At 45.1% G+C, this 21,644-nt stretch carries 21 protein-coding genes; 3 read left to right on the plus strand and 18 right to left on the minus strand.

Annotation, left to right across the window (positions count from 1 at the left end; all coding sequences use genetic code 11):
* Positions 1 to 31: 31 nt before the first annotated feature.
* The 4 genes from floA to rpsU form a co-directional block, all read right to left on the minus strand.
* Positions 32 to 1,024: a flotillin-like protein FloA gene (gene floA / locus D0466_RS07745; protein WP_117321927.1), complete on the minus strand. Its 993-nt coding sequence runs from the start codon at positions 1,022 to 1,024 to the stop codon at positions 32 to 34.
* A 20-nt stretch (positions 1,025 to 1,044) separates the two neighbouring features.
* The gene (locus D0466_RS07750) at positions 1,045 to 2,358 is read right to left on the minus strand and encodes an NfeD family protein (RefSeq protein ID WP_233522562.1); all 1,314 of its coding nucleotides are present in this window, start codon (positions 2,356 to 2,358) and stop codon (positions 1,045 to 1,047) included.
* A gap of 312 nt (positions 2,359 to 2,670) precedes the next feature.
* Positions 2,671 to 3,117 carry a GatB/YqeY domain-containing protein gene (locus D0466_RS07755; protein WP_117321928.1) on the minus strand — a complete coding sequence of 149 codons (447 nt, stop codon included), beginning with the start codon at positions 3,115 to 3,117 and terminating at the stop codon, positions 2,671 to 2,673.
* A gap of 14 nt (positions 3,118 to 3,131) precedes the next feature.
* Complete coding sequence (rpsU, locus tag D0466_RS07760) at positions 3,132 to 3,305, minus strand: 30S ribosomal protein S21 (RefSeq protein WP_028391853.1); 174 nt, start codon at positions 3,303 to 3,305, stop codon at positions 3,132 to 3,134.
* 285 nt (positions 3,306 to 3,590) lie between these two features.
* On the opposite strand from rpsU, the gene D0466_RS07765 reads away from it, so the two are divergent.
* Positions 3,591 to 4,529, plus strand: coding sequence for a Na/Pi symporter (locus D0466_RS07765; protein WP_117321929.1), 939 nt, complete (start codon positions 3,591 to 3,593; stop codon positions 4,527 to 4,529).
* 10 nt (positions 4,530 to 4,539) lie between these two features.
* Here the strand turns inward: D0466_RS07765 and deoC are convergent, their stop codons facing one another.
* From deoC to spoIIP, 12 genes are all read right to left on the minus strand, one after another.
* Positions 4,540 to 5,211, minus strand: coding sequence for a deoxyribose-phosphate aldolase (gene deoC, locus D0466_RS07770; RefSeq protein WP_117321930.1), 672 nt, complete (start codon positions 5,209 to 5,211; stop codon positions 4,540 to 4,542).
* A 182-nt stretch (positions 5,212 to 5,393) separates the two neighbouring features.
* Positions 5,394 to 6,749: a tRNA (N(6)-L-threonylcarbamoyladenosine(37)-C(2))-methylthiotransferase MtaB gene (gene mtaB / locus D0466_RS07775; RefSeq protein ID WP_117321931.1), complete on the minus strand. Its 1,356-nt coding sequence runs from the start codon at positions 6,747 to 6,749 to the stop codon at positions 5,394 to 5,396.
* Between the two features lie 6 nt (positions 6,750 to 6,755).
* A complete protein-coding gene (locus tag D0466_RS07780) occupies positions 6,756 to 7,508 on the minus strand; it encodes a 16S rRNA (uracil(1498)-N(3))-methyltransferase (protein ID WP_117321932.1) in 753 nt (250 codons plus the stop codon).
* A gap of 77 nt (positions 7,509 to 7,585) precedes the next feature.
* Positions 7,586 to 8,527: a 50S ribosomal protein L11 methyltransferase gene (gene prmA / locus D0466_RS07785; protein WP_117321933.1), complete on the minus strand. Its 942-nt coding sequence runs from the start codon at positions 8,525 to 8,527 to the stop codon at positions 7,586 to 7,588.
* A 21-nt stretch (positions 8,528 to 8,548) separates the two neighbouring features.
* Positions 8,549 to 9,670 (minus strand): molecular chaperone DnaJ, encoded by a 1,122-nt coding sequence (dnaJ, locus tag D0466_RS07790; RefSeq protein WP_117321934.1) that lies wholly within the window; start codon positions 9,668 to 9,670, stop codon positions 8,549 to 8,551.
* A 185-nt stretch (positions 9,671 to 9,855) separates the two neighbouring features.
* Positions 9,856 to 11,685, minus strand: coding sequence for a molecular chaperone DnaK (dnaK, locus tag D0466_RS07795; protein ID WP_117321935.1), 1,830 nt, complete (start codon positions 11,683 to 11,685; stop codon positions 9,856 to 9,858).
* Between the two features lie 33 nt (positions 11,686 to 11,718).
* Positions 11,719 to 12,312, minus strand: coding sequence for a nucleotide exchange factor GrpE (gene grpE / locus D0466_RS07800; RefSeq protein ID WP_117321936.1), 594 nt, complete (start codon positions 12,310 to 12,312; stop codon positions 11,719 to 11,721).
* 390 nt (positions 12,313 to 12,702) lie between these two features.
* A complete protein-coding gene (gene hrcA, locus D0466_RS07805; RefSeq protein ID WP_117321937.1) occupies positions 12,703 to 13,734 on the minus strand; it encodes a heat-inducible transcriptional repressor HrcA in 1,032 nt (343 codons plus the stop codon).
* A gap of 85 nt (positions 13,735 to 13,819) precedes the next feature.
* Positions 13,820 to 14,959, minus strand: coding sequence for a radical SAM family heme chaperone HemW (gene hemW / locus D0466_RS07810; RefSeq protein WP_117321938.1), 1,140 nt, complete (start codon positions 14,957 to 14,959; stop codon positions 13,820 to 13,822).
* Positions 14,960 to 15,043: 84 nt separating this feature from the next.
* Positions 15,044 to 16,879: a translation elongation factor 4 gene (lepA, locus tag D0466_RS07815; RefSeq protein ID WP_117321939.1), complete on the minus strand. Its 1,836-nt coding sequence runs from the start codon at positions 16,877 to 16,879 to the stop codon at positions 15,044 to 15,046.
* Between the two features lie 150 nt (positions 16,880 to 17,029).
* Positions 17,030 to 17,356 (minus strand): YqxA family protein, encoded by a 327-nt coding sequence (locus tag D0466_RS07820; protein WP_117321940.1) that lies wholly within the window; start codon positions 17,354 to 17,356, stop codon positions 17,030 to 17,032.
* Positions 17,357 to 17,378: 22 nt separating this feature from the next.
* Positions 17,379 to 18,302 (minus strand): stage II sporulation protein P, encoded by a 924-nt coding sequence (gene spoIIP / locus D0466_RS07825; RefSeq protein ID WP_325048685.1) that lies wholly within the window; start codon positions 18,300 to 18,302, stop codon positions 17,379 to 17,381.
* Here spoIIP and D0466_RS23455 point away from each other — a divergent pair.
* Positions 18,283 to 18,609 carry a hypothetical protein gene (locus D0466_RS23455; protein WP_325048686.1) on the plus strand — a complete coding sequence of 109 codons (327 nt, stop codon included), beginning with the start codon at positions 18,283 to 18,285 and terminating at the stop codon, positions 18,607 to 18,609. The genes spoIIP and D0466_RS23455 overlap by 20 nt on opposite strands.
* Before the next feature lie 64 nt (positions 18,610 to 18,673).
* Here the strand turns inward: D0466_RS23455 and gpr are convergent, their stop codons facing one another.
* On the minus strand, positions 18,674 to 19,792 hold the full coding sequence (gene gpr / locus D0466_RS07830; RefSeq protein WP_117321942.1) for a GPR endopeptidase: 1,119 nt from the start codon (positions 19,790 to 19,792) through the stop codon (positions 18,674 to 18,676).
* A gap of 281 nt (positions 19,793 to 20,073) precedes the next feature.
* Between gpr and rpsT the strand changes: the two genes are divergently transcribed.
* Entirely contained in the window at positions 20,074 to 20,340 is a 267-nt protein-coding gene (rpsT, locus tag D0466_RS07835) for a 30S ribosomal protein S20 (RefSeq protein ID WP_117321943.1), read from the plus strand.
* Between the two features lie 78 nt (positions 20,341 to 20,418).
* On the opposite strand, the gene holA is transcribed toward rpsT, so the two are convergent.
* A complete protein-coding gene (gene holA, locus D0466_RS07840; protein ID WP_117321944.1) occupies positions 20,419 to 21,435 on the minus strand; it encodes a DNA polymerase III subunit delta in 1,017 nt (338 codons plus the stop codon).
* Between the last annotated feature and the right edge of the window lie 209 nt (positions 21,436 to 21,644).

Here is a 21,644-nt window from a genome sequence, read left to right on the forward strand (position 1 = left end):
AACTCCCCCTTTCGGAGATCTGGCTGATCCATTATTTATTATCCTTTGGATCTTTTGATATCTTGCCGATGGAATCGCGCATTTCTGTATCAGCGGAGATATTTTGAATATTCATATAGTCCATGACTCCGATATTTCCTTCTTTCAACGCCTCTGCCATAGCTAATGGCACTTCGGCTTCAGCTTCCACAACCTTCGCCCTCATTTCCTGGACGCGCGCCACCATTTCCTGTTCCTGTGCCACAGCCATTGCACGGCGCTCCTCGGCTTTAGCCTGGGCGATCTTTTTATCAGCTTCCGCCTGGTCCGTCTGGAGGATCGCTCCAATATTCTTGCCGATATCTACGTCCGCGATATCAATCGAGAGGATTTCAAAAGCAGTACCTGCATCCAATCCCTTAGATAAAACAGTCCTGGATATCATGTCGGGATTTTCAAGTACCTTTTTATGATTTTCGGATGAACCGATTGTCGATACGATTCCTTCGCCAACACGGGCAATGACCGTTTCTTCTCCTGCCCCGCCTACCAGCCGGTCAATATTCGCACGCACAGTGATTCTCGCCTTCGCCTTTACCTCGATGCCATCCATGGCCACACCTGCAATGAAAGGTGTCTCAATGACTTTAGGATTTACGCTCATTTGTACGGCCTGCAAAACATCCCTGCCCGCAAGATCGATGGCCGCACTTCTTTCGAAGGAGAGCTCGATATTGGCTCGCTGTGCTGCAATGAGCGCGTTGACGACACGGTCAACATTCCCGCCAGCAAGGTAGTGGCTCTCGAGCTGGTTTGTTGTAACATCCAGACCGGCCTTATGGGCCTTAATAAGCGGATTTACCACACGGTTTGGGATGACACGCCTCAACCTCATACCGACCAGTGTAAAAATGCTCACCCTTACGCCTGCGGCAAGTGCGGAAATCCAGAGCATAACCGGTACAAATGTCAAAAAAACAGCAAGTACGATAATACCCGCGATAATAGCCAAAATTAATAGTATAGTTCCTGAAGCAAATTCCATTCCCATTCCTCCATTGCCATTTATTCGTTCACTTCTCTTACGACAATACGCGACCCTTCTGCCTTAATCACCCTCACAAGGGAACCCTTGGTGATAAAGCTCCCCTCTGTGACTACATCCACCCGTTCCTCGTCAATGAGGGCAGTCCCGGACGGCCTTAAATCAGTCAGGGCACGGCCCTGTTTTCCCATAAGCTCCAAGCGGTTCTGATTCGACACATAGCCTTTTTCTGTATTCGTTGAATCTGTTAATATAATCTTCTTAAAAAAATTCATTTTCCTTCTAAACACCTTTACGAATAGGATAGAAACCAAAATTGAGGCTGTAAGCGCAATGAAAATGGAAAGGGCCATGTTCACAACATTCCCTGAAGCCATGAACAAGCTTGCTATTACAGCAACCAATCCAAGCACCCCGGTAATGCCCCCGGGGAGGAAAAACTCAAGGACAATAAGGAACATCCCGATCACAAACAACGCAACTGTTTCATATCCAGCAAGCCCCGCAACAAGATGGCCGTAGAAAAATAGGATCAATGCTGTGATTCCAGCCAGGCCGGGGATGCCGAAGCCCGGAGAGAATACTTCAATCACAAGCCCTACAGCGGCGATTGTTAGAAGGAGCGGGACAACGAAAGGGCTGGTTAATAAACGGGCCAGCTTTTCGGAAAACGTTTCGTTTACATGCCGAATATCGGCATCTTCAAGGCCAAATTCTTTTAGCAGCACTGCACGTCCGGCTACAGTGCCTTCACTATAGCCTGCCCGTTCGGCTTCTGCAGCGGTCAAGGTGAGGAGGCTTCCTTTTTTTGCCTCGAACTCCGGAAGGTTCACCCCTTCCTGAGCCATTGCCCTCGCATACCTCGGATCACGCCCGTTTTGTTCAGCTGCTGTTTCCATCGCTGCGACCCAATAGGATTGCGCTTTTTTTTCGGCCATATTGCCTGATGAATCAATGACTGCGGCTGAACCCATTGTCGCATTTGGGACCATGTAAATCTCATCGGCATTTAATGAAATATAAGCGCCGGCGGACAGTGCACGATTGTTTACGAAGGCTGCGGTCCTTATCGGTGTTTCACTGATGAGCTTCCCGATCTTCCCTGCAGCATCAACCGCACCGCCAGGCGTATTGATATCAAGTATGACCAGGTCCGCTTTATTGCTCTCCGCTGTTTTCAATGCTCTTTTTAAGAAAGCATATAGCCCGTTTTCTACCGTATCTTCAACCGGTACAATATAGACTGTTTCACTCTTTGCCGAACTATATTGAGGAAACAGCGCAAAAGCAAACATCGTAAGTATCAAAACAAAGGCTGAGTGCCAAAGTCGCAAACGGGATTCCTCCTTTCGGCCTTCTTACCCATTCTATCTTTTCTTACGCAGCTACATCCAGAAAGTTTCATAAAAACAAAGATTTTAAAATCAATTATGTGAATTATTACACTACCCGTCGACCCGCTGGCCTATCTTAAGGCGAAAGCAGTGGCGCAGTCAGGCTCACAGGAGTTAGGTCTGACAGGTGTTGCTACAGATGCAGTCCACTTACCCTATGTTCCGCTTTTCCACTCAGGATGGTATTTTCTTACTTATCTGCCATGTGAAAAACCGCAAGCAATATGGATGCCTGCGGTTTAGGTTTCGAGTTTAGGATAGATGTTGTTGTACTAATTTGTTGACTACGGAGCCGTCTGCCTTGCCTTTTACCTGCGGCATCAAGGCTGCCATAACTCTCCCCATATCAGCTTTCGAAGTAGCATTTACTTCTTCGATCGTTTGTTTGATGATTTTATTAATTTCCTCTTCTGAGAGCTGCTCCGGTAGATATACCTCAACGTAGCCAAGTTCGGTACGTATTTTTTCCACGAGATCTGTTCTACCAGCATTTTCAAACTCTTGGAGGGAGTCTTTGCGTTGTTTTAATTCGCGAGAAAGTACTGTCAATTCTTCCTCTTCTGTCAATTCCTGCCTGCCAGCCTTGATCCCTTCATTTTGAAGGGAGGCTTTGAGCATACGGATAACAGAGAGTCTGTCCTTTTCCTTGTTCTTCATCGCTTGTTTCATATCATTATTTAAACGCGCGAGTAGACTCATTATTCCACCCTCTATTAGAATTTACGTTTTCTTGCAGCTTCAGACTTCTTCTTACGTTTAACGCTTGGCTTTTCATAGAATTCACGCTTTCTTGCTTCCTGAAGCGATCCTGCTTTAGATACAGTACGTTTGAAACGACGAAGAGCATCTTCAAGCGATTCGTTTTTACGAACGACGGTTTTAGACATCTCTTTCCCTCCCTCCGAAAACAACACACTAACTCAAAGTTGGCAACATGTAAAACATGTACTTAAATAGTATAATATATGCACTATGGCGGGTCAACTAAATAAGTAAGAAAACTTGCCAATCAGCGAGCCTTTTATGAAGGCGGGGAATTGGCATGGATGCATTAAAAGAAGACTCAAAAGCTGAAATGTCCCTATCTTCAAAATGTTCCTTTATGAGCTTGCCCGCGATAACAGACATGTTACCCCTATACTTTCCATAAGATGAAAAAAGGGGGAATCATTATGCGCGAGCTTCTTTTTTTTGCTATCTATATATGTATTTTTCTATCAGGAATGGCTTTACTGCGTATCGGCTTATTCAACCTCTCCGGCGAGCCGTTAAAGGCTGTTCTCTCTCAGGTAACAAATACACCTTGGAAGGGATTTGTCACCGGAACTTTCATTACCGGCCTTCTCCAAAGCAGTTCGGCGGTAATGGTAATGACGGTGGGTCTTGTTTCAGCAGGCAGTCTGGGTTTTCCTCAGACGATCGGAATCATCCTGGGTTCCAACATCGGTTCCACTTTAACTGCTGAATTCATGACGTTTTCCCTGGAAACATTAATCGTTCCCGGAGCGGTCACAGGTGCGGCCCTATGGCTAATCCCAAGGGTTGTTAGTAAGAGCATAGGGACCGCAATAATGGGGCTGGCCGCCATTTTCACGGCTATGAATGGTTTTAAGCAGCTCGCAGGACCGATCTCGGATTTTTCAATAACCGATACTCTGATACAAAGCATGGAAAACCACTTATTTATTGCGATTCTAACAGGCATGGTCTTTACTGCGCTCATTCATTCCAGTTCAGCAACCATCGGCATTGCCATGAGCTTTTTAGCTGGCGGGGAATTAACTGTATCCACAGGAATCGCAATCATGCTGGGATCCAATATCGGTACATGCATTACCGGATATATGGCCAGCATCGGATCCGGGGATGAGGCCCGATTTACAGCCTATGCCCATGTCTGGCTGAATGTTCTCGGGGTGCTGGCGTTTATTCCTTTGATTCGGCTGCTCGAAAGCTCGGCCGCTTTTTTTACCGCTGATAAAGCGGTTCAACTGGCACACGCCGGCGTTTTATTCAATGTCATCACATCGATGGTAGTTCTGCCTTTTTCCGGCCGATTTTCAAAGTTCATCTTTTTTCTTCATGGGCCGGCTTCCAGCCGAAAACCGTGAAAAAAGAAGATTAATAATCGGAATCTGCTGTCAAACCTTTTACGATGGAGACTCCTGCGCTGGCACCGATTCTGGTTGCACCTGCTTCGATTACTTTTTGGGCATCTTCAGCATTGCGTACTCCCCCGGAAGCCTTCACGCCGATGTCAGGGCCGACTGTTTTTCTCATTAGCGCTACGTCTTCAGCAGTAGCACCTCCAGTAGAGAAGCCGGTTGAAGTCTTCACGTAATCAGAACCCGCCTTTACAGAAAGCTCACACGCGCGGACTTTTTCTTCTTCTGTCAAAAGAGAGGTCTCAATGATGACCTTCGTGAGGGCTTTTCCCTTTGCCGCTTCTACAACAGCACGGATGTCCCTTTCGACAAGCTCATCATCCCTGTCCTTGACAGCACCGATATTGATTACCATATCCACTTCATTGGCCCCGTTTTCAATTGCATTCCTGACTTCGAACGCTTTCGTTTCCGGAGTGTTTGCCCCTAACGGGAATCCAATGACAGTACAAACCTTAACTCCTGAACCTTTCAGCAGTTCACTCGCATATTTCACCCATGTCGGATTCACGCAGACGGAAGCAAATTTATATTCGCTTGCCTCTTCACAAAGTACCTTGATTTGCTCTTTTGTCGCATCGGCTTTTAGCAAGGTGTGGTCAATGAAACCAGCTACATTATTCACCATATTTTATTATCTCCTTTCAAACCGGAACTACGTATAAATACCTTGTTCATACTATCACGTTTATCAAGCCAATACGAGCCTTTAAACATTGATATTCTAGTTATCTGCTTATCCGGTGGCAATTATGCCCTGGTATGGTAAAAGGCAGCGGCTTAATCTGCCGCTGCCCCATTCATACACCATTACCCGTTAACGGCTGCCTTAAATTCACGTTCATCTTTTACGACAGTTACAAATTGTCCTTCATTATACGGATAACCAGCCTTTGTGATTTTAACCTTGACGATTTCACCAACCATTTCTTCATTGGCAGGGAAAACGACCTTTAAATAATTATCAGTATACCCTACAAACAAGCCGCTTTCCGGTTCTTGATCAAAGCGTTCTTCAGGTATCACTTCCAAAACCTCTCCCTCGAAAGCAGAAGCATATTCTTTTGCAAGCTGATCGGAAAGGGAGATAAGGCGATGGACCCGCACGTTTTTCACTTCTTCATCTACCTGGTCTTCCATTCTTGCAGCGGGCGTGCCTGTACGCTTCGAGTAAGGGAAAACGTGCAGCTCGGAAAACTTATGTTCTTTAATGAAATGGTAGGTGTCCATGAATTCCTCTTCCGTTTCTCCAGGGAAGCCGACAATGACATCGGATGTAATGGCCAGTCCTGGAAGCGCCTTTTTAAGCTTGATTAAACGGTCAGCGAAGAATTCCATGGTATATTTTCTTCTCATCCTCTTCAAAACAGTATCAGAACCGGATTGAATCGGAATATGGAGATGACGGACAACCTTTTCCGATTTAGCAAGTACTTCAATGACCTCGTCGGTAATCTGGCTCGCTTCAATCGAAGAAATCCGGATTCGCTTTACCCCTGTGACTTGTTCTTCCAAATCACGAAGGAGCATAGCAAGATTATAATCTTTCATATCTTCCCCATAACCGCCTGTGTGGATCCCGGTGAGGACGATTTCTTTGTATCCCGCATCGACAAGCTGCTGCGCCTGGCGGATTACTTCCTGAGGATCACGTGACCTCATCAGGCCGCGAGCCCAAGGAATAATGCAGAAAGTACAAAAGTTATTGCAGCCTTCCTGAATTTTCAGCGAAGCCCGTGTGCGATCGGTAAATGCCGGCACGTCAAGCTCCTCATAGACGCGCGTTTTCATGATGTTCCCTACACCGTTAATCGGCTGGCGTTCCCGCTTATATTGCTCAATGTATCCGAGCATTTTTGTGCGGTCCTGAGTACCTACTACAATATCAACACCAGGAATAGCCATTATCTCTGCCGGTGATGTTTGTGCATAACACCCGGTAACCGTAATGACAGCATCAGGGTTTTTACGGATCGCACGCCGTATTACCTGGCGGCTCTTTTTGTCCCCTGTATTTGTAACGGTACATGTATTGATAACATACACATCAGCTGCAGATTCAAAATCCGTACGTTCATATCCCTCGGATTTGAACAGCTGCCAAATCGCTTCGGTTTCGTAATGGTTTACTTTACAGCCTAATGTATGGAAAGCTACAGTTGCCATGTTCAATCACCCCAATAATTCTAATTGATAGGAAACAGCACTTAACGCATAAAGCGGGGCTGTTTCTGTCCGTAATATTCTAGGTCCAAGCCCGCAAGCCAGAAACCCTGCTTCGATAAGCTTTTCTATTTCACCTTGGGTAAGGCCGCCTTCAGGCCCGAAGACAAAGAGAAGAGACTGCCCCGGCTTTAATTCACTCAGCACTGATGCAAGGGCACCGGTTTCCCCTCTTTTTGCTTCTTCTTCATAAGCGATCAGCTTAAAGTCAAATTCCTTTGAGCAAGTGAGCAAATCCGCCAATGTTTTAGGATCTGAAACATCAGGAATTATGGTTCTATGGGATTGCTCAGCAGCTTCCTTTGCAATTTTCTCAAGGCGTTCCGTTTTCTTCGCAGCTTTTTTTTGATCCCATTTCACAATAGAACGGGCAGCAATAAAAGGGATAAATTCGTGTGCGCCAAGTTCCGTCCCTTTTTGAACGATATATTCCAATTTATCCCCTTTAGGCAGCCCGCTCGCAATCGCTACCCTTACCGGCAGTTCATTATTATCATTCATCCATTCTATAACTGTTCCAACTACAGTTTCATTAACAATTTCTGTAATTTCACACAGTGCGGCCTGTCCGTTCTTTTTCACACAGATCAATTTGTCGCCCGGCTCCATCCTCATCACCCTGGTAATGTGATGGTAATCCTCACCTGTAATTCTGATGGAATTCTCCTGAACATCATTTTCCTGCAAAAAATATCGCTGCACGATTGGCACCTGCTTTTTAGATGTATTGAGGGAAAAATGGCGCATCATTATGCATGATAATGAGCGCCTTGGTTGTTTTAGTGGTTACGCTTCGCTATAAGGGCAACCCAATCTTCCATAAGGATGGTTTCTTCAATCGAAAAACCGGAAGCAATGATGGCATCCTTCACTTCCTGTTTCTTTTGCCCGATGATGCCGGAAGCAATGAAGTAACCCCCTGGGCTAACGACCTTTGCCACGTCATCGGTAAAACGGACAATAACTTCAGCAAGGATATTGGCAACTACCACGTCTGCCGCTCCATCAACCCCATCCAATAAATTGTTTTGCGACACAGAAACAACATCTTGTACTTTATTGAGCTTAACATTGATTTTAGCGGAAGCAACCGCCACTTCATCAAGGTCGAGGGCTGTTACGGTTTTAGCTTGCAACAAGGCTGCTGCTATGCTTAGGACTCCTGAACCGGTCCCGACATCTACCACTGTGTCACCTGGTTTCACCTTACGTTCCAAGGCCTGGATACACATCACGGTTGTTGGGTGGGTCCCTGTGCCAAAAGCCATTCCTGGATCCAATTCGATAATTAGTTCATCGCTTGAAACCGGCTCGTAATCTTCCCAGGTAGGCACGATGGTAAAGCGCTCCGAAATTTTTACGGGATTATAATATTTTTTCCAGGCGGTCGCCCATTCTTCTTCATTTACTTCACTGATCGATACCGCATTGCGGCCAAGGTCGATATCAAATAGAAGCAGATTGTTAATTGCTTCCTTAATCGCATCGACCGTTTCTCCAAGAAAACTATTGACCGGCAAATAGGCTTTTACAATAACACCTTCATCCGGGTAGTCGGCAGGATTTAACTGATAGATTTCCCCAAAGACATTTTCACGCTCTTTATGGAGATCATGCGGGTCTTCAATGACAACTCCACTCGCACCCGCCTCGTGCAAAATGTTGGAGACGGGTTCCACCGCTTCGTTTGTTGTATGGATTGCAATTTCAGACCACTTCATTTTCTACCACTCCTGTTTCTATTAATCACCTTTAAAAGCCCGCTTTACTTTTGCGAAAAAGCTTTCTTCTTGTTCATCGGGGGCAATTTGTCCGCTTATGTCCGCAAATTCCCTAAGCAGCTGCTTTTGTTTATCCGTTAATTTTCTTGGCGTCACTACGAGTATCACTATGTGCTGATCTCCCTGGCCATAGCCCCTGACATTTGGCACGCCTTTTCCTTTCAGACGGAATCGAGTTCCTGTCTGGGTTCCGGCAGGCACTTTCAGTTTCACTTTACCATGCAGGGTCGGCACTTCTATTTCATCTCCCAGCGCTGCCTGGGCAAAAGTGATCGGCATTTCGCAATAAACGTCATCCCCATCGCGCTCAAAAAATTCATGGGAGCGGACATGGAATACGACATATAAATCTCCCGCCGGCCCGCCGTTAATTCCCGGTTCACCCTGTCCGGATACACGCAGCTGCTGGCCGTCATCGATACCCGCAGGAACCTTGACCTGAATTTTCTTGCGCTTTCTAACCTTTCCTGTACCGCTGCATGTTGAGCATTTTTCAGGAATGATTTTTCCTGTTCCCTGGCAGTGGTGGCATGGCCGTCTATTGACAATCCGGCCCAGCGGAGTATTTTGTTCAACGCTGATTTGCCCGGTTCCGTGACAGTGTGAGCAAGTGTTCACTTTTGTGCCTGGCTTTGCTCCTGTACCTTTACAGGTTCCGCATTCCTCTTCACGCGGAATCTCGATTTCAGTTTCTTTCCCAAATACAGCTTCTTCAAAAGAAAGAGTCATGGTGTATTGAAGGTCGGCACCCTGGCGCGGAGCATTTGGATCCCTTCTTCTGCCGCCTCCGCCAAAGAAGGTGCTGAAGATATCTTCAAACCCGCCAAAACCGCCAAAATCCTGGCCGCCGCCAAAGCCCTGGTTTGGGTCGGCATGGCCAAACTGGTCATAATGGGCTTTCTTTTGATCATCGCTTAATACTTCATATGCTTCCGTTATTTCCTTGAATTTATCAGCTGCATCGGCTTCCTTGTTAATATCAGGGTGATATTTTTTGGAGAGCTTACGATATGCTTTTTTTATCTCATCTTTAGAAGCGCTTTTGGATACACCCAGCACTTCATAATAATCGCGTTTACTCATTGTTAATCCACTCCCGAATCGTTTCACATAAAGATAATAATATCATTTTTGAACCTTAAGGTGCAATAGAAAGAACGTTGTCCTGCTGGTGAGAACAAGGTAAAAAGGCAAACGGATTGCAGAAAAAAAGCCAAAGCCAAGATAACCTGACTTTGACTTTTGGTGAAATGGGTTACGCTGTTGTATTATTTTTGGTCGTCATCATTTACTTCAGTGTAGTCAGCGTCAACGACATTGTCATCATTTTTACCCTGTTCGGCCCCAGCGCCTCCCTGCTGGGCTTTTGCAGCTTCTTCATAAAGCTTCACAGTAAGGTTCTGGACGATTTCGTTAAGGGCATCTTTCTTTTCACGAATCTCGTTGATATCGTTTTTCTCGATAGCGGCTTTAAGGGCATCTTTCGCCTCATTCGCTTTTGCCACTTCAGCTTCATCCACTTTTCCTTCAAGATCCTTTAAAGTCTTGTCGGTTGTGAATACAAGCTGGTCAGCCTCATTGCGAAGTTCCACTTCTTCCTTGCGCGCTTTATCAGTTTCGGCGTTTTCTTCCGCTTCACGTACCATGCGATCGATTTCCTCATCGGAGAGGCCTGATGAAGACTTGATTGTGATTGCCTGTTCCTTGTTGGTTCCAAGGTCCTTGGCACGCACATTTACGATACCGTTCTTGTCAATATCGAATGTCACTTCAATCTGCGGAATGCCTCTAGGTGCCGGCGGAATGTCGCTCAATTGGAAACGGCCAAGCGTTTTGTTGTCCGCTGACATCGGGCGTTCTCCTTGAAGTACATGGATATCTACCGCAGTTTGGTTGTCGGCTGCAGTTGAGAACACCTGTGACTTGCTTGTTGGTATTGTAGTATTGCGGTCAATCAACTTAGTGAATACACCGCCCATAGTCTCAATGCCTAGTGAAAGTGGTGTTACGTCAAGCAGAACTACGTCTTTAACGTCTCCTGTGAGCACACCGCCCTGGATGGAAGCACCCATGGCCACTACTTCATCCGGGTTCACGCCTCTATGAGGTTCTTTTCCAATTTCTTTGCGAATTGCTTCCTGTACGGCTGGAATACGTGTTGAACCACCGACAAGAATAACTTTATCAATTTCTGAAGGTGAAATACCGGCATCTCTTAACGCCTGGCGTGTCGGACCCATTGTCCGCTCAACAAGCCCTGCGGAAAGTTCGTCGAATTTAGCTCTTGTCAAAGTTACTTCCAAGTGTAGCGGACCCGCTTCACCTGCTGTGATGAAAGGCAGGGAAACTTGAGTGGAAGTTACACCGGAAAGGTCTTTCTTCGCTTTTTCAGCAGCGTCTTTCAAGCGTTGAAGGGCCATTTTGTCTTTTGCAAGATCGATGCCATTATCCTTTTTGAACTCTGCTACAAGATAATCGATGATGACCTGGTCAAAGTCGTCCCCTCCAAGCCTATTGTCCCCGGCTGTAGCTTTTACTTCGAATACCCCGTCACCAAGTTCCATGATGGAAACGTCAAAGGTACCGCCCCCAAGGTCGAATACAAGGATCGTCTGGTCTTCATCCGTTTTATCCAATCCATAAGCCAAAGCAGCTGCAGTCGGTTCATTGATGATACGCTCTACTTCAAGGCCTGCAATTTGCCCCGCGTCCTTAGTTGCCTGGCGTTCCGCGTCATTGAAATAAGCAGGAACAGTGATCACTGCTTTCGTTACCTTCTCTCCAAGGTATTCCTCTGCATAGGATTTTAAATATTGCAGGATGATGGCAGAAACTTCTTGAGGTGAATATTCTTTCCCTTCCACCTCGACTTTATGGTCTGTCCCCATATGGCGTTTAATCGAAATGATTGTGTTGGGGTTCGTGATCGCCTGGCGTTTCGCAACCTCGCCAACCTGCCGTTCGCCGTTCTTGAATGCAACGACAGATGGAGTGGTGCGGTTTCCTTCCGGATTCGGAATTACTTTTGGCTCTCCGCCTTCCAATACAGCAACACAAGAGTTAGTTGTACCTAAGTCTATACCGATAATCTTGCTCATCTATTTCTTACCTCCAATTTATTTATGTAGTGATCATTCGTTCACTTTCACCATCGCAGGGCGGAGCACACGGTCTTTTAGCATGTATCCCTTTTGAAATTCTTCTACAACAACATTCGATTCAAAATTCTCATCCTGGACCTGCATCACAGCCTGGTGCATATGTGGATCAAATTCTTTCCCAATAGCTTCGATAGGTTCGATGCCTTCTTTCTTCAAGGCATCAAGCAAGCCTTTATAAACCATGTCCATGCCGTGAAGCAAAGACTTCGTTTGTTCATTGTCAGCTTCAATTTTAATTGCTCTTTCAAAATTATCCAGAGCTTGCAACAGGTCAGATGCTAAATCCTGTGCCCTGTATTTCCTGGCCGCTTCCAGATCCAATCTTGCCCGGCGCCTGGTGTTGTCAAAATCCGCCTGAAGTCTGAGGTAACGGTTCTCCATTTCTTCAACCTTCGCCTCTAGCTCAGCAATTTTCACCTGTGCCGGATCCTGCCCGCCAGCATCACGAGCTTCTTCTGAAGAGCCCTCTTCTATATCATCGCCCTCAGCAAAAATGGCTTCTGCTTCGGTTTCTTCAACTTTTTCATTTTCAGCAATGTTTTCATTTTTATTTTCTTCTGTCATTACTTTCACCTCCCTATAATAAATGCGGAAGCGCCCATATACCAATGATCGTGAACTATAACCTGCCTCGTCGTATGACGAACACTGATGTCGCCACATCCTGCGATGCTTATGGTTCGAGGCGACTTTGAACACACGTCCAGCGGCAGCGTCAAAACTAGCACGTCCTGTTCGTCGGGGCTGGGCGCTGGCCGACTACGAACGCCACTTCTATGACAACCTCGGGACTTGTACAGCCATTTACCTCGTAGCTGGATATAAATACATTGAAATTGATACGGACTTGCCTTTAAAAACGAATTTCCAATATTAAAATAATACATTAGTGAACGGGAAAGCAAAGGAAACGGGGAGCAGAAAAGCCCCCGCACCCTACCAATATTGCCTTTGCTATTGCTTTTGATACAGCTTTGTCAACAGGGTTGTCAAATCAGCTGTAAAAAAATGGAGCAGGCTGATAACCCTGGAGTATTCCATTCTCGTTGGCCCAAGAATTGCGATTGTCCCGACCTCTTCAGGCCCCATGGAGTAAGTGGCCGTAATTAGGCTGCAATCTTCGAGAGCGGAGTTATTATTCTCCCGGCCAATTTTCACATGGATACCGGCAGGATTCTGTTTCATCAGATCATAAATTCCCTTTTCCTGCTCGATCATTGATAAGAGCATTTTAACCTTATCGATATCGTGAAACTCCGGCTGGCTTAACATATTCGTTTTTCCACCGAAGAACAGCTTTCTTGGCTTGGAAACATTCAAGGTATCTGCCAGTGCCGTCACAATCCCGTCGTAGTTGTGGATATGCTGCCTCAACAGCACCACTATTTCTTTAAAAATCTTATCTTTCAATTCCATCAGGGGAACGCCTGTTAGCCGATCGTTTAAAATGTTTGCCATCTTTTCGATTTCATTTACATCAAAAGAAGGCGGCAATGAAAACATTTTATTTTCTACATGGCCCGTATTAGTGACAATGATGGCAATTGCTGTTTCTTTATTCAGCGGGACAATCTGGATCTTCTTAAGTTTGTTTTCCTTCACTTTCGGGCCCAGGGCGATGGCTGTGTAGTTCGTTAATTCGGACAAAATTTGCGCCGATTTTTGCACAATTTTCTCCATTTCATAAATACGCTCTGCAAACACGGATTTGATCTTTTGCATATCGGCCAATTTCGGTGCCTGCGGCGGCAGTAAGTGGTCCACGTAATATCTATAGCCTTTTTCTGAAGGGACCCGTCCAGAAGAGGTATGGGTCTTTTCAATGAACCCAAGTTCTTCAAGGTCTGCCATCTCGTTGCGGATCGTAGCTGAGCTAAAATTTATTTCGTCCTTTTTCGACAGGCTCCTGGATCCAATGGGCTGGGCGTTGAGAATGAATTCATCGATAATGACCTGCAGTATTAGTAATTGTCTTTCAGTCAGCATCATTGATCACCCCTGTTAGCACTCTATAAGCTTGAGTGCTAATACTATTAATAAATTATCAAATGACGTTAGTGATGTCAACGGTTTAGATTATACCCAAAAAAGATTGAAACACTTCGTTTCCAAGCAACTTGCCGCGATTGGTAAGCCGCACAAAACCGCCATCGATTTCAATCAAGCCCAGCTTTCGCTGTTCTTCGAGCGGATCCCCAAAAATCTGAGGCATTTCAGCAGAAAACTTGTTTTGGAAAGCATCCAACGACACACCCTCGGTCTTCCTTAATCCGAGAAACATTTCCTCTTCCATTTGTTCTCCGACGGGCACATGATGTTCCTCTACGAGCGGAAATTCCCCTTCCTCGAGAGGAGCCATGTATTTCTTTAAAGGGCCGTAGTTTGCAACCCTTCTCCCTGAAACGTATCCATGGGCACCTGCACCGAAACCGAAATACTCCTCATTGTTCCAATATGTGAGGTTATGGCGGCTTTCAAATCCGGCTTTAGCGAAGTTGCTGATTTCATATTGATTAAGCCCGTATTTTTCCATAGTTTCCATCAAACGTTCATACATGCTTGCTTCGAGATCCTGGGGAGGCAATTGCAATTTTCCCTTTTGCATCAAATTATAAAACACCGTTTTTGGCTCGACGATCAAGGAGTAACCGGAGTAATGGGGCAAATCCAGTTGAAGCGCTTGTTCCAGCGTATCAGCAAAATCCGCCATGGACTGGCCCGGAAGCCCGTATATCAAATCCACGCTGATATTGGAAAAGCCGGTGTTTTGTGCTTTTTCGATTGTTTCATAAACATCTTTGGCTAGATGCGTTCTCCCGATTCTTCTTAATAGCTCGTTATTGAAGCTTTGCACACCGAAACTAAGCCTGTTCACACCCGCATTATATAAAATCGATAACTTTTCTTCCGACAGGTCTCCCGGGTTTGCTTCGAACGTGAATTCTGTATGCTTGCCAAACGGCAAGGTTTCTTTGATTGCTTCACAAAGAAATTCCAACTGCTGTTCATTTAAAGAAGTCGGTGTCCCGCCGCCGACAAAAATGGTTTCCAACTGGTCCTGGGGGTATTTTTCAAGAGCAAGCTTCATTTCTTTTTTCAGCATATCCAAATACTTATCTACAGGCTGTCCCTGCAAGAATACTTTATTAAAATCACAGTAGTGGCAAATGTGTTCACAAAACGGGATATGGATGTACGCACTTTTTATCATTTCTATCACAACCTCCTCGCGGGGCGATATAAAAAGAGGTTAGATATCGGCTGAACGATAAATCTAACCTCCCTTATTTGGCATTTATTTTTTCGGTGTTGTATCGTCCATTTTTAATACAGCCATGAATGCTTCTTGCGGCACCTCTACAGAACCTACCTGCTTCATTCGCTTCTTACCCTCTTTTTGTTTTTCGAGAAGCTTGCGCTTACGGGAGATATCCCCGCCGTAGCACTTGGCAAGCACGTTCTTGCGCATCGCGCTGATCGTGGACCGGGCGATGATTTTTGTGCCAATGGCCGCCTGGATCGGAACTTCGAATTGCTGCCTTGGTATTAGGGTTTTTAGCTTTTCAACAATAACTTTGCCGCGGTCGTAGGCAAAATCGCGATGGACGATGAAGCTTAATGCATCGACTGTTTCCCCATTGAGGACAATGTCCATTTTTACCAGCTTGGATGTCTTATAGCCAATTAGTTCATAGTCAAAGGAAGCGTATCCCTTTGTATTGGACTTCAATTGGTCAAAGAAATCATAAACGATTTCAGAAAGCGGTATTTCATAGACGATACTGACCCGTGTTTCGTCCATATACTGCATGTCGATGAAAATGCCGCGTTTTTCCTGGCATAGCTCCATGATGGCACCGACGTAATCATTAGGGGCCATCATTGTAGCTTTCACATAAGGTTCTTCAACACGTTCAATTTTTTGCGGGTCAGGCATATTCGATGGGTTATCCACCTTTATCGCTGAACCGTCAGTCATGATGACCTCATAAATAACACTTGGCGCCGTTGTAATTAAATCAATCTTGAATTCACGCTCAATGCGTTCCTGGATGATTTCCATATGCAAAAGGCCAAGGAATCCGCAGCGGAAACCAAAACCTAAAGCCTGGGAGGTTTCAGGCTCGAACTGCAGTGCAGAATCGTTTAGCTCCAGTTTCTCCAAAGCTTCCCGCAAATCATTAAACTTGGCGGAATCAATCGGATACAACCCGCAGTATACCATCGGGTTGAGCCTGCGGTAACCCGGCAGTGCTTCGGTTGCACCGTTTTTCGCATTTGTAATCGTATCACCGACACGTGTGTCGCCGACGTTTTTAATGGCAGCGGTTAAGAAACCAACGTCCCCCACCGTCAATTCATCACTGTTTTGTTCCTTTGGCGTATGCACGCCGACTTCGGTCACCTCGAATTCTTTGCCTGTAGCCATCATCCTGATTTTGTCGCCGGGCTTTACAGACCCTTCGACAACACGGATATAGGCAACAACACCGCGGTAGGCATCATAGAAAGAATCGAAAATAAGCGCTTTTAACGGGGCATCCGGGTCGCCTTCTGGAGGAGGTACAAGTTCTACAACCTGTTCGAGGATTTCTTCAATCCCGATCCCGGCTTTTGCAGATGCGAGCACGGCTTCAGATGCATCCAGGCCAATGACTTCCTCAATTTCATTTCGGACCCGTTCAGGGTCTGCACTCGGCAGATCAATTTTATTAATGATAGGCAAAATTTCCAGGTTGTTATCCAATGCAAGATACACATTAGCAAGCGTCTGGGCTTCAATCCCTTGTGCGGCATCAACCACCAGAATCGCGCCTTCACATGCAGCAAGGCTACGGGAAACTTCGTAGGTAAAGTCTACATGTCCCGGTGTATCTATCAAATGAAAAATATATTCTTCTCCGTCCTTGGCTGTATATTTCAATTGGACGGCATTTAATTTAATTGTAATGCCGCGTTCGCGCTCCAGATCCATGGAATCCAACAACTGGCTTTTCATCTCACGCTGGGCCAGGGCGTTCGTCTTCTCTAAAATACGGTCAGCCAGAGTGGATTTCCCGTGGTCAATGTGTGCGATAATGGAAAAGTTACGAATTCTTGACTGTCTTTTCAGCTTTTCTTCTCTATTCAAAACGTTCACTCCTACTTATATGAGCACAAATACACTATTTTTCATTATAGCAGTACACATTGCAAGTTTCAATAAGAATCAAAAAGGGGTCAGTCCCCCGGTGCGTTAACGCTTTACCCCACCGGGGGGCTGACCCCATTATAGACTGCACTATATAAACATTTGTATCAAAACGGTAAAAAATGCGGTAATTGATTCTGATAGCTTCTTTCCAATGGTTGAGAAAAGGTTAAATGCCTTCATTTCCGCAAGTGTCTTTTTCTTTTGCTCCAGATCATGGCTTGTTACCTTTTGGCCGAGGAACGCAGCTTCCATGTCTCCATGATTCGATTCCTTTACGGTAAAGGCACTGTTCAATGCCGGGTCATCATAGCCTTTCATTTTCTTCATCCCTTGATTGGCATGCTGCATGCCTATCAAAATCCCGAAAAACAATACAAGCATTATGCCGAAACATTTAAGTGAAAACCGAATCATGAATGTCCATTCCTTTCCAACTCTATTTCGGTTCTGAATTACCAGAAGTATTGCCAACTTCTTTGGCGTCAAAATAATATTCGCTGAACACATCCGCGAAAGCGTCCAGAGTCAGGTACATCTCTTCAAAGGTATTATCCACGCCGCCAACTTCCAGCAGGATTGCATTCCCTGTTAAATCCTGGTTATAAACGCTGTTGTTCCGTGCACTATTATATTTAATGATTCCCCTTGAGAGACCAGGGTATTTTTTCTGGATTTCCCTATGAAGCTTACTCGCTAACGCATAGTTTGTTTCAGCATTCGGATTTTTTCCACCTATCACGAATACAATTTTCGCATAGTTTTTCCCATTAATGTTAATGGTTGTGACTTTTTTTCGCTGGGCATCACGATGGATATCAATAATATATTGAACATCCTTATTCGAAGCCATGGCAGTTTGGACAACAGCCCTCGACTCGGTATAGGATTTACTGTATTGAAGCCCCTTTTTCTTTAAACTGCCCGTGATATCGGTCTTGTCTACCGAAGCTCCGATGCCTCTTTCCTGAAAATCCTGGAGCAGCCTTTCTCCAAGCCTTGTAATATTTATTTTTGAATGCATCGCAAGATTAGGGTTCGTAACACCATTCAAATATGGCAAAAAAGATTCCCTATTGTGAGTATGGTAAATATGGACGACTTTTTTTCCATTGGTGGACACCGCGGGAGCTTTTGGCTCCGATTTGTCGTTATTATCAAGATCATCCACATTTTTGAGCGATGCCTCTTTATCGTCTGTTAATAATTCTTCCGGAGGTGATGATTCAATAGGCATGTTTGTGTAATTTGTCCCTTCGCCTGCCAGTAAGATTTCACTGTCGAAAATAGAGAATCCCGGAAGTTCACGGCCAAGAAGGCTTCGGGGATCATCCAACGAGATATTGGCCGACATTTTTAACATTTGGGTTGTAATACCTGCCGCAGGCTTTCCTTCTGGCATCGCCTGGAAGAAATTATGGTTTTCAGTTGCGATCATAGAAAAAAGCATTTTTCCGGAAAACTGGTTTGTTACCGAATGGACCGAATCTGAGGATATCCTGTACTCGGGCCTCAAAGATGTAAGAATCCCGCTAATGGAGAAAATTAAGAGAAGCAGTGCGAGAATTGATAGAAAACCTTTCATGATCAGTGATCCGTTGACTACTGCGAATATTCCGGTGTGCCGTTTCCTGTTCATCCTTCCACCCTTTCTAAAGCTTGTCTATTAATACATATGGCTTTAATAGAAAGAGTAGAACTGAAATGGTGATGACATGAACAGCCTTCCGGCGATTACCGGGTATAGTACCCTGTATTACTTTGGTCTATCGATTGGTGAAGCGCTGCGTTTAAACCTCCGGCAATCAAGTTCGCCATGTCTTCGATAAAGACGTCCACTTCCTTAGGTGTTACCATCAGATTATGTCCGATTGGGGAAAGGACCTCTGAAATCAGCTGCCGCTTTTCCTCGTCAGGGAGTGTTCCGACCATCCCCAGAAAAGTCTTTCGGTGTTCTTCGTCAGGCATATCCTCTTCTTTCAGCTTTTTCTTCTTTCCAAAGGTGAAACCTGACGGTATCAGTGAACGCGATGGCCGCCCTCCTTCCCGCATTTCATTGCCGAAATGCTTCAGGATGAAATCAATCGTATCGCTTGTGATGGAAACCGCGTCTACAACAGTAGGAACTCCAACTGCTATCACAGGAATCCCAAGCGTCTCCTTGCTTAGCTCCTTCCTTTTGTTCCCCACTCCCGATCCCGGATGGATTCCTGAATCAGAAATTTGGATCGTTGAGTTTACTCTTTCAATCGATCTGGCGGCAAGCGCATCGATGGCGATTACAAAATCCGGCTTGCTTTTTTCGATTACGCCATGGATGATGTCACTAGTTTCGATGCCGGTGATGCCCATAACCCCGGGTGCAACCCCGCTGACCTGCCTATATCCTTCCGCGACCGAGTCCGGCTGCAACTGGAATAAATGCCTTGTAATGACCAAATTTTCAACAACGGCTGGCCCCAAGGCATCCGGCGTGACATTCCAGTTCCCAAGCCCTACTACAAGGCAGCTGGCATCCTTTGGTATATTCAGTCTCTTTAAGAAATGGGCCATTTCGTCTGCGAATACCTTTTCTACTTTATTTTGCAATTCTGTATCTTGCTGGCGGATTCCCTGCACCTCGATCGTTAAATAACTTCCCTGTTTTTTTCCAAGCTCCCTTTCGCCTTCTGCAGTGATTTCAACAAGGGAAATGGTTAAATTGTCCACTTCTTTTTCTTTTATTATAACCCCCTGGATTTGCGAGATGTTTTTTTCCCCGGCTATGCCTTTTTGGGCAAGAACCATTTCCGCGGCCTCTACAGCCAGATCAGTCCTTACGGAATATTTGCTTAAGTCAAGGTTTTTGTTCATGACGGCCTCCCATGGATCGTAAATTTCATATACATTCTAGTATTTTCCATAGTTTCTTGTTGCCATTCTCTTATATTTCTTTTTTATCGATCAGTTTTTTGGTACAATATCGTGTAACGAGATAAAGCTCCTGAGCGCCGAACAGTATTTCCTTTTTTGAATCTTATTCTGGTATTGCATTACAGCGTACTGTCTGATACAATATCTTTTGTGCTATTTGAGTAAGGATTTGAAAGGTCGAGTTCATATAGTCTCGATTTCTTGTGTAGGAGGTGAACGGAATGCCAAACATTAAATCTGCTATCAAACGTGTAAAAACTAGTGACGAGAGCCGTGCTCATAACGCAACTGTAAAATCTACAATGCGTACATCAGTGAAGAACGTTGAAGCTGCATTAGCAAACAATGAAGTTGAAGCTGCGAAAGAAGCTCTTTTAACAGCTGCTAAGAAGTTAGACAAGGCTGCATCTAAAGGACTAATCCATAAAAATGCGGCAGCCCGTAAAAAATCTCGTTTAGCGAAAAGACTTAATTCATTAAACGCTTAATGAATGGCAATGAACGATCCGATTTTAGGGTCGTTTTTTTCTTTCTAAAAACGCAGGAAAAGGTGAGGGGATATCCCCTCACCTTTCGATTTTTAGCAGCAGCAGTTCCAAAGTCAATGCCTTATCTGCCTGGCCTGTTTTGATTTTATAATCCGCGTCGGCCAACTCGTTTATAATCCTTAACAATTCCGCCTCATGGAATTTGCCGGTTTTTTCAAGGGCCAGCTTCACCCTGTAGGGATGGATGCGGAGGGCTCCTGCGATTTTTTGCTGGCTGTAACCCTGTTTTGCCATTTCTTTTACTTGATACATAAGCCTTACCTGGCTTGCCATCACGCCAAGGATTTTAATCGGCTCCTCATTTTGCCTCAGCAGCTCATGAAAGATCCCGACAGCCTCCTCCACATTTTTTTGGAGCACTTTATCCACAAGTGTAAATACGTTTTGCTCAAGTGACTTCGCAACTAATTTTTCAACCGTGGCAGCATCAATCCGTTTTTCTTCATCCACGTAAAGCGCCATCTTATCTATTTCATTGGTAAGGATCATTAAATTTGTACCCGCAAGGTCCAGCAAGAGGTCGATGGCATTTTCATCAATTTGGACTGTGGATGCTGCTGCGCGTTCCCTTATCCATATTTTCAACTCGTGCTCACCCAGTTTTTTCGCTTCGACCGTTACCGCTTTCCGCTTTAATTCCTTGGTGATTTTTTTCCGCTCATCCAGCTTTTCGTACGGCGCCGTCAACACAAGAATGGAATATGGTGCTGGATCTGAGATGTAGTGCTCCAATTTCTTAACGTCATGCTCCACTTTTTGCCTGGACTTCTCTGCTGTTAAAAAAAAGGGATTCTGCATAAAAACGAGACGCCTTTCCCCCATGAATGGCAGGGTTTCCACATCCTCAAGGACTGTTTCGACTGGAGTCTCCTCCAAATCGTACTGCGAGAAATTAAAATCTGCTTCCTCTTCCGTTAACGCATTCTGCATCAACAACTGCTTTGTTTCATTTATTAAAAATGTTTCCGTTCCATATAATAAGTACACAGGTGCAAATTTCTTTCGTCTCAAGTCTTTCCAAACATCTAATACCACGATACCGCCTCTTTTTTATGTATTCATCTTCTTATGGTATAGGTGGTTTCGTAATTTGACAAGATAAATGGGAATCGGCCCATATAAGAGGCCAACTCCCGATCTATATGAACGCAGGAAAGAAAGGCCCGGGATACTTCCTTTTCCCGCGGTAATAAAGTCTTTTCATACCTCGCTCCTATAAAAAGAGCAGGCACATGAGTCAAGAA

It is taken from the genome of Peribacillus glennii (assembly GCF_003429105.1).
Lineage (GTDB): Bacteria > Bacillota > Bacilli > Bacillales > DSM-1321 > Peribacillus > Peribacillus glennii.

Bases quoted from the DNA above. Each gene is read 5' to 3' on its own strand.
- floA (WP_117321927.1), bottom strand. From the start codon at position 1,024: ATGGAATTTGCTTCAGGAACTATACTATTAATTTTGGCTATTATCGCG.
- D0466_RS07755 (WP_117321928.1), bottom strand. From the start codon at position 3,117: ATGAGTCTACTCGCGCGTTTAAATAATGATATGAAACAAGCGATGAAG.
- rpsU (WP_028391853.1), bottom strand. From the start codon at position 3,305: ATGTCTAAAACCGTCGTTCGTAAAAACGAATCGCTTGAAGATGCTCTT.
- D0466_RS07765 (WP_117321929.1), top strand. From the start codon at position 3,591: ATGCGCGAGCTTCTTTTTTTTGCTATCTATATATGTATTTTTCTATCA.
- deoC (WP_117321930.1), bottom strand. From the start codon at position 5,211: ATGGTGAATAATGTAGCTGGTTTCATTGACCACACCTTGCTAAAAGCC.
- mtaB (WP_117321931.1), bottom strand. From the start codon at position 6,749: ATGGCAACTGTAGCTTTCCATACATTAGGCTGTAAAGTAAACCATTAC.
- prmA (WP_117321933.1), bottom strand. From the start codon at position 8,527: ATGAAGTGGTCTGAAATTGCAATCCATACAACAAACGAAGCGGTGGAA.
- dnaJ (WP_117321934.1), bottom strand. From the start codon at position 9,670: ATGAGTAAACGCGATTATTATGAAGTGCTGGGTGTATCCAAAAGCGCT.
- dnaK (WP_117321935.1), bottom strand. From the start codon at position 11,685: ATGAGCAAGATTATCGGTATAGACTTAGGTACAACTAACTCTTGTGTT.
- grpE (WP_117321936.1), bottom strand. From the start codon at position 12,312: ATGACAGAAGAAAATAAAAATGAAAACATTGCTGAAAATGAAAAAGTT.
- hrcA (WP_117321937.1), bottom strand. From the start codon at position 13,734: ATGCTGACTGAAAGACAATTACTAATACTGCAGGTCATTATCGATGAA.
- hemW (WP_117321938.1), bottom strand. From the start codon at position 14,959: ATGATAAAAAGTGCGTACATCCATATCCCGTTTTGTGAACACATTTGC.
- D0466_RS07820 (WP_117321940.1), bottom strand. From the start codon at position 17,356: ATGATTCGGTTTTCACTTAAATGTTTCGGCATAATGCTTGTATTGTTT.
- spoIIP (WP_325048685.1), bottom strand. From the start codon at position 18,302: ATGTTAAAAATGTCGGCCAATATCTCGTTGGATGATCCCCGAAGCCTT.
- gpr (WP_117321942.1), bottom strand. From the start codon at position 19,792: ATGAACAAAAACCTTGACTTAAGCAAATATTCCGTAAGGACTGATCTG.
- rpsT (WP_117321943.1), top strand. From the start codon at position 20,074: ATGCCAAACATTAAATCTGCTATCAAACGTGTAAAAACTAGTGACGAG.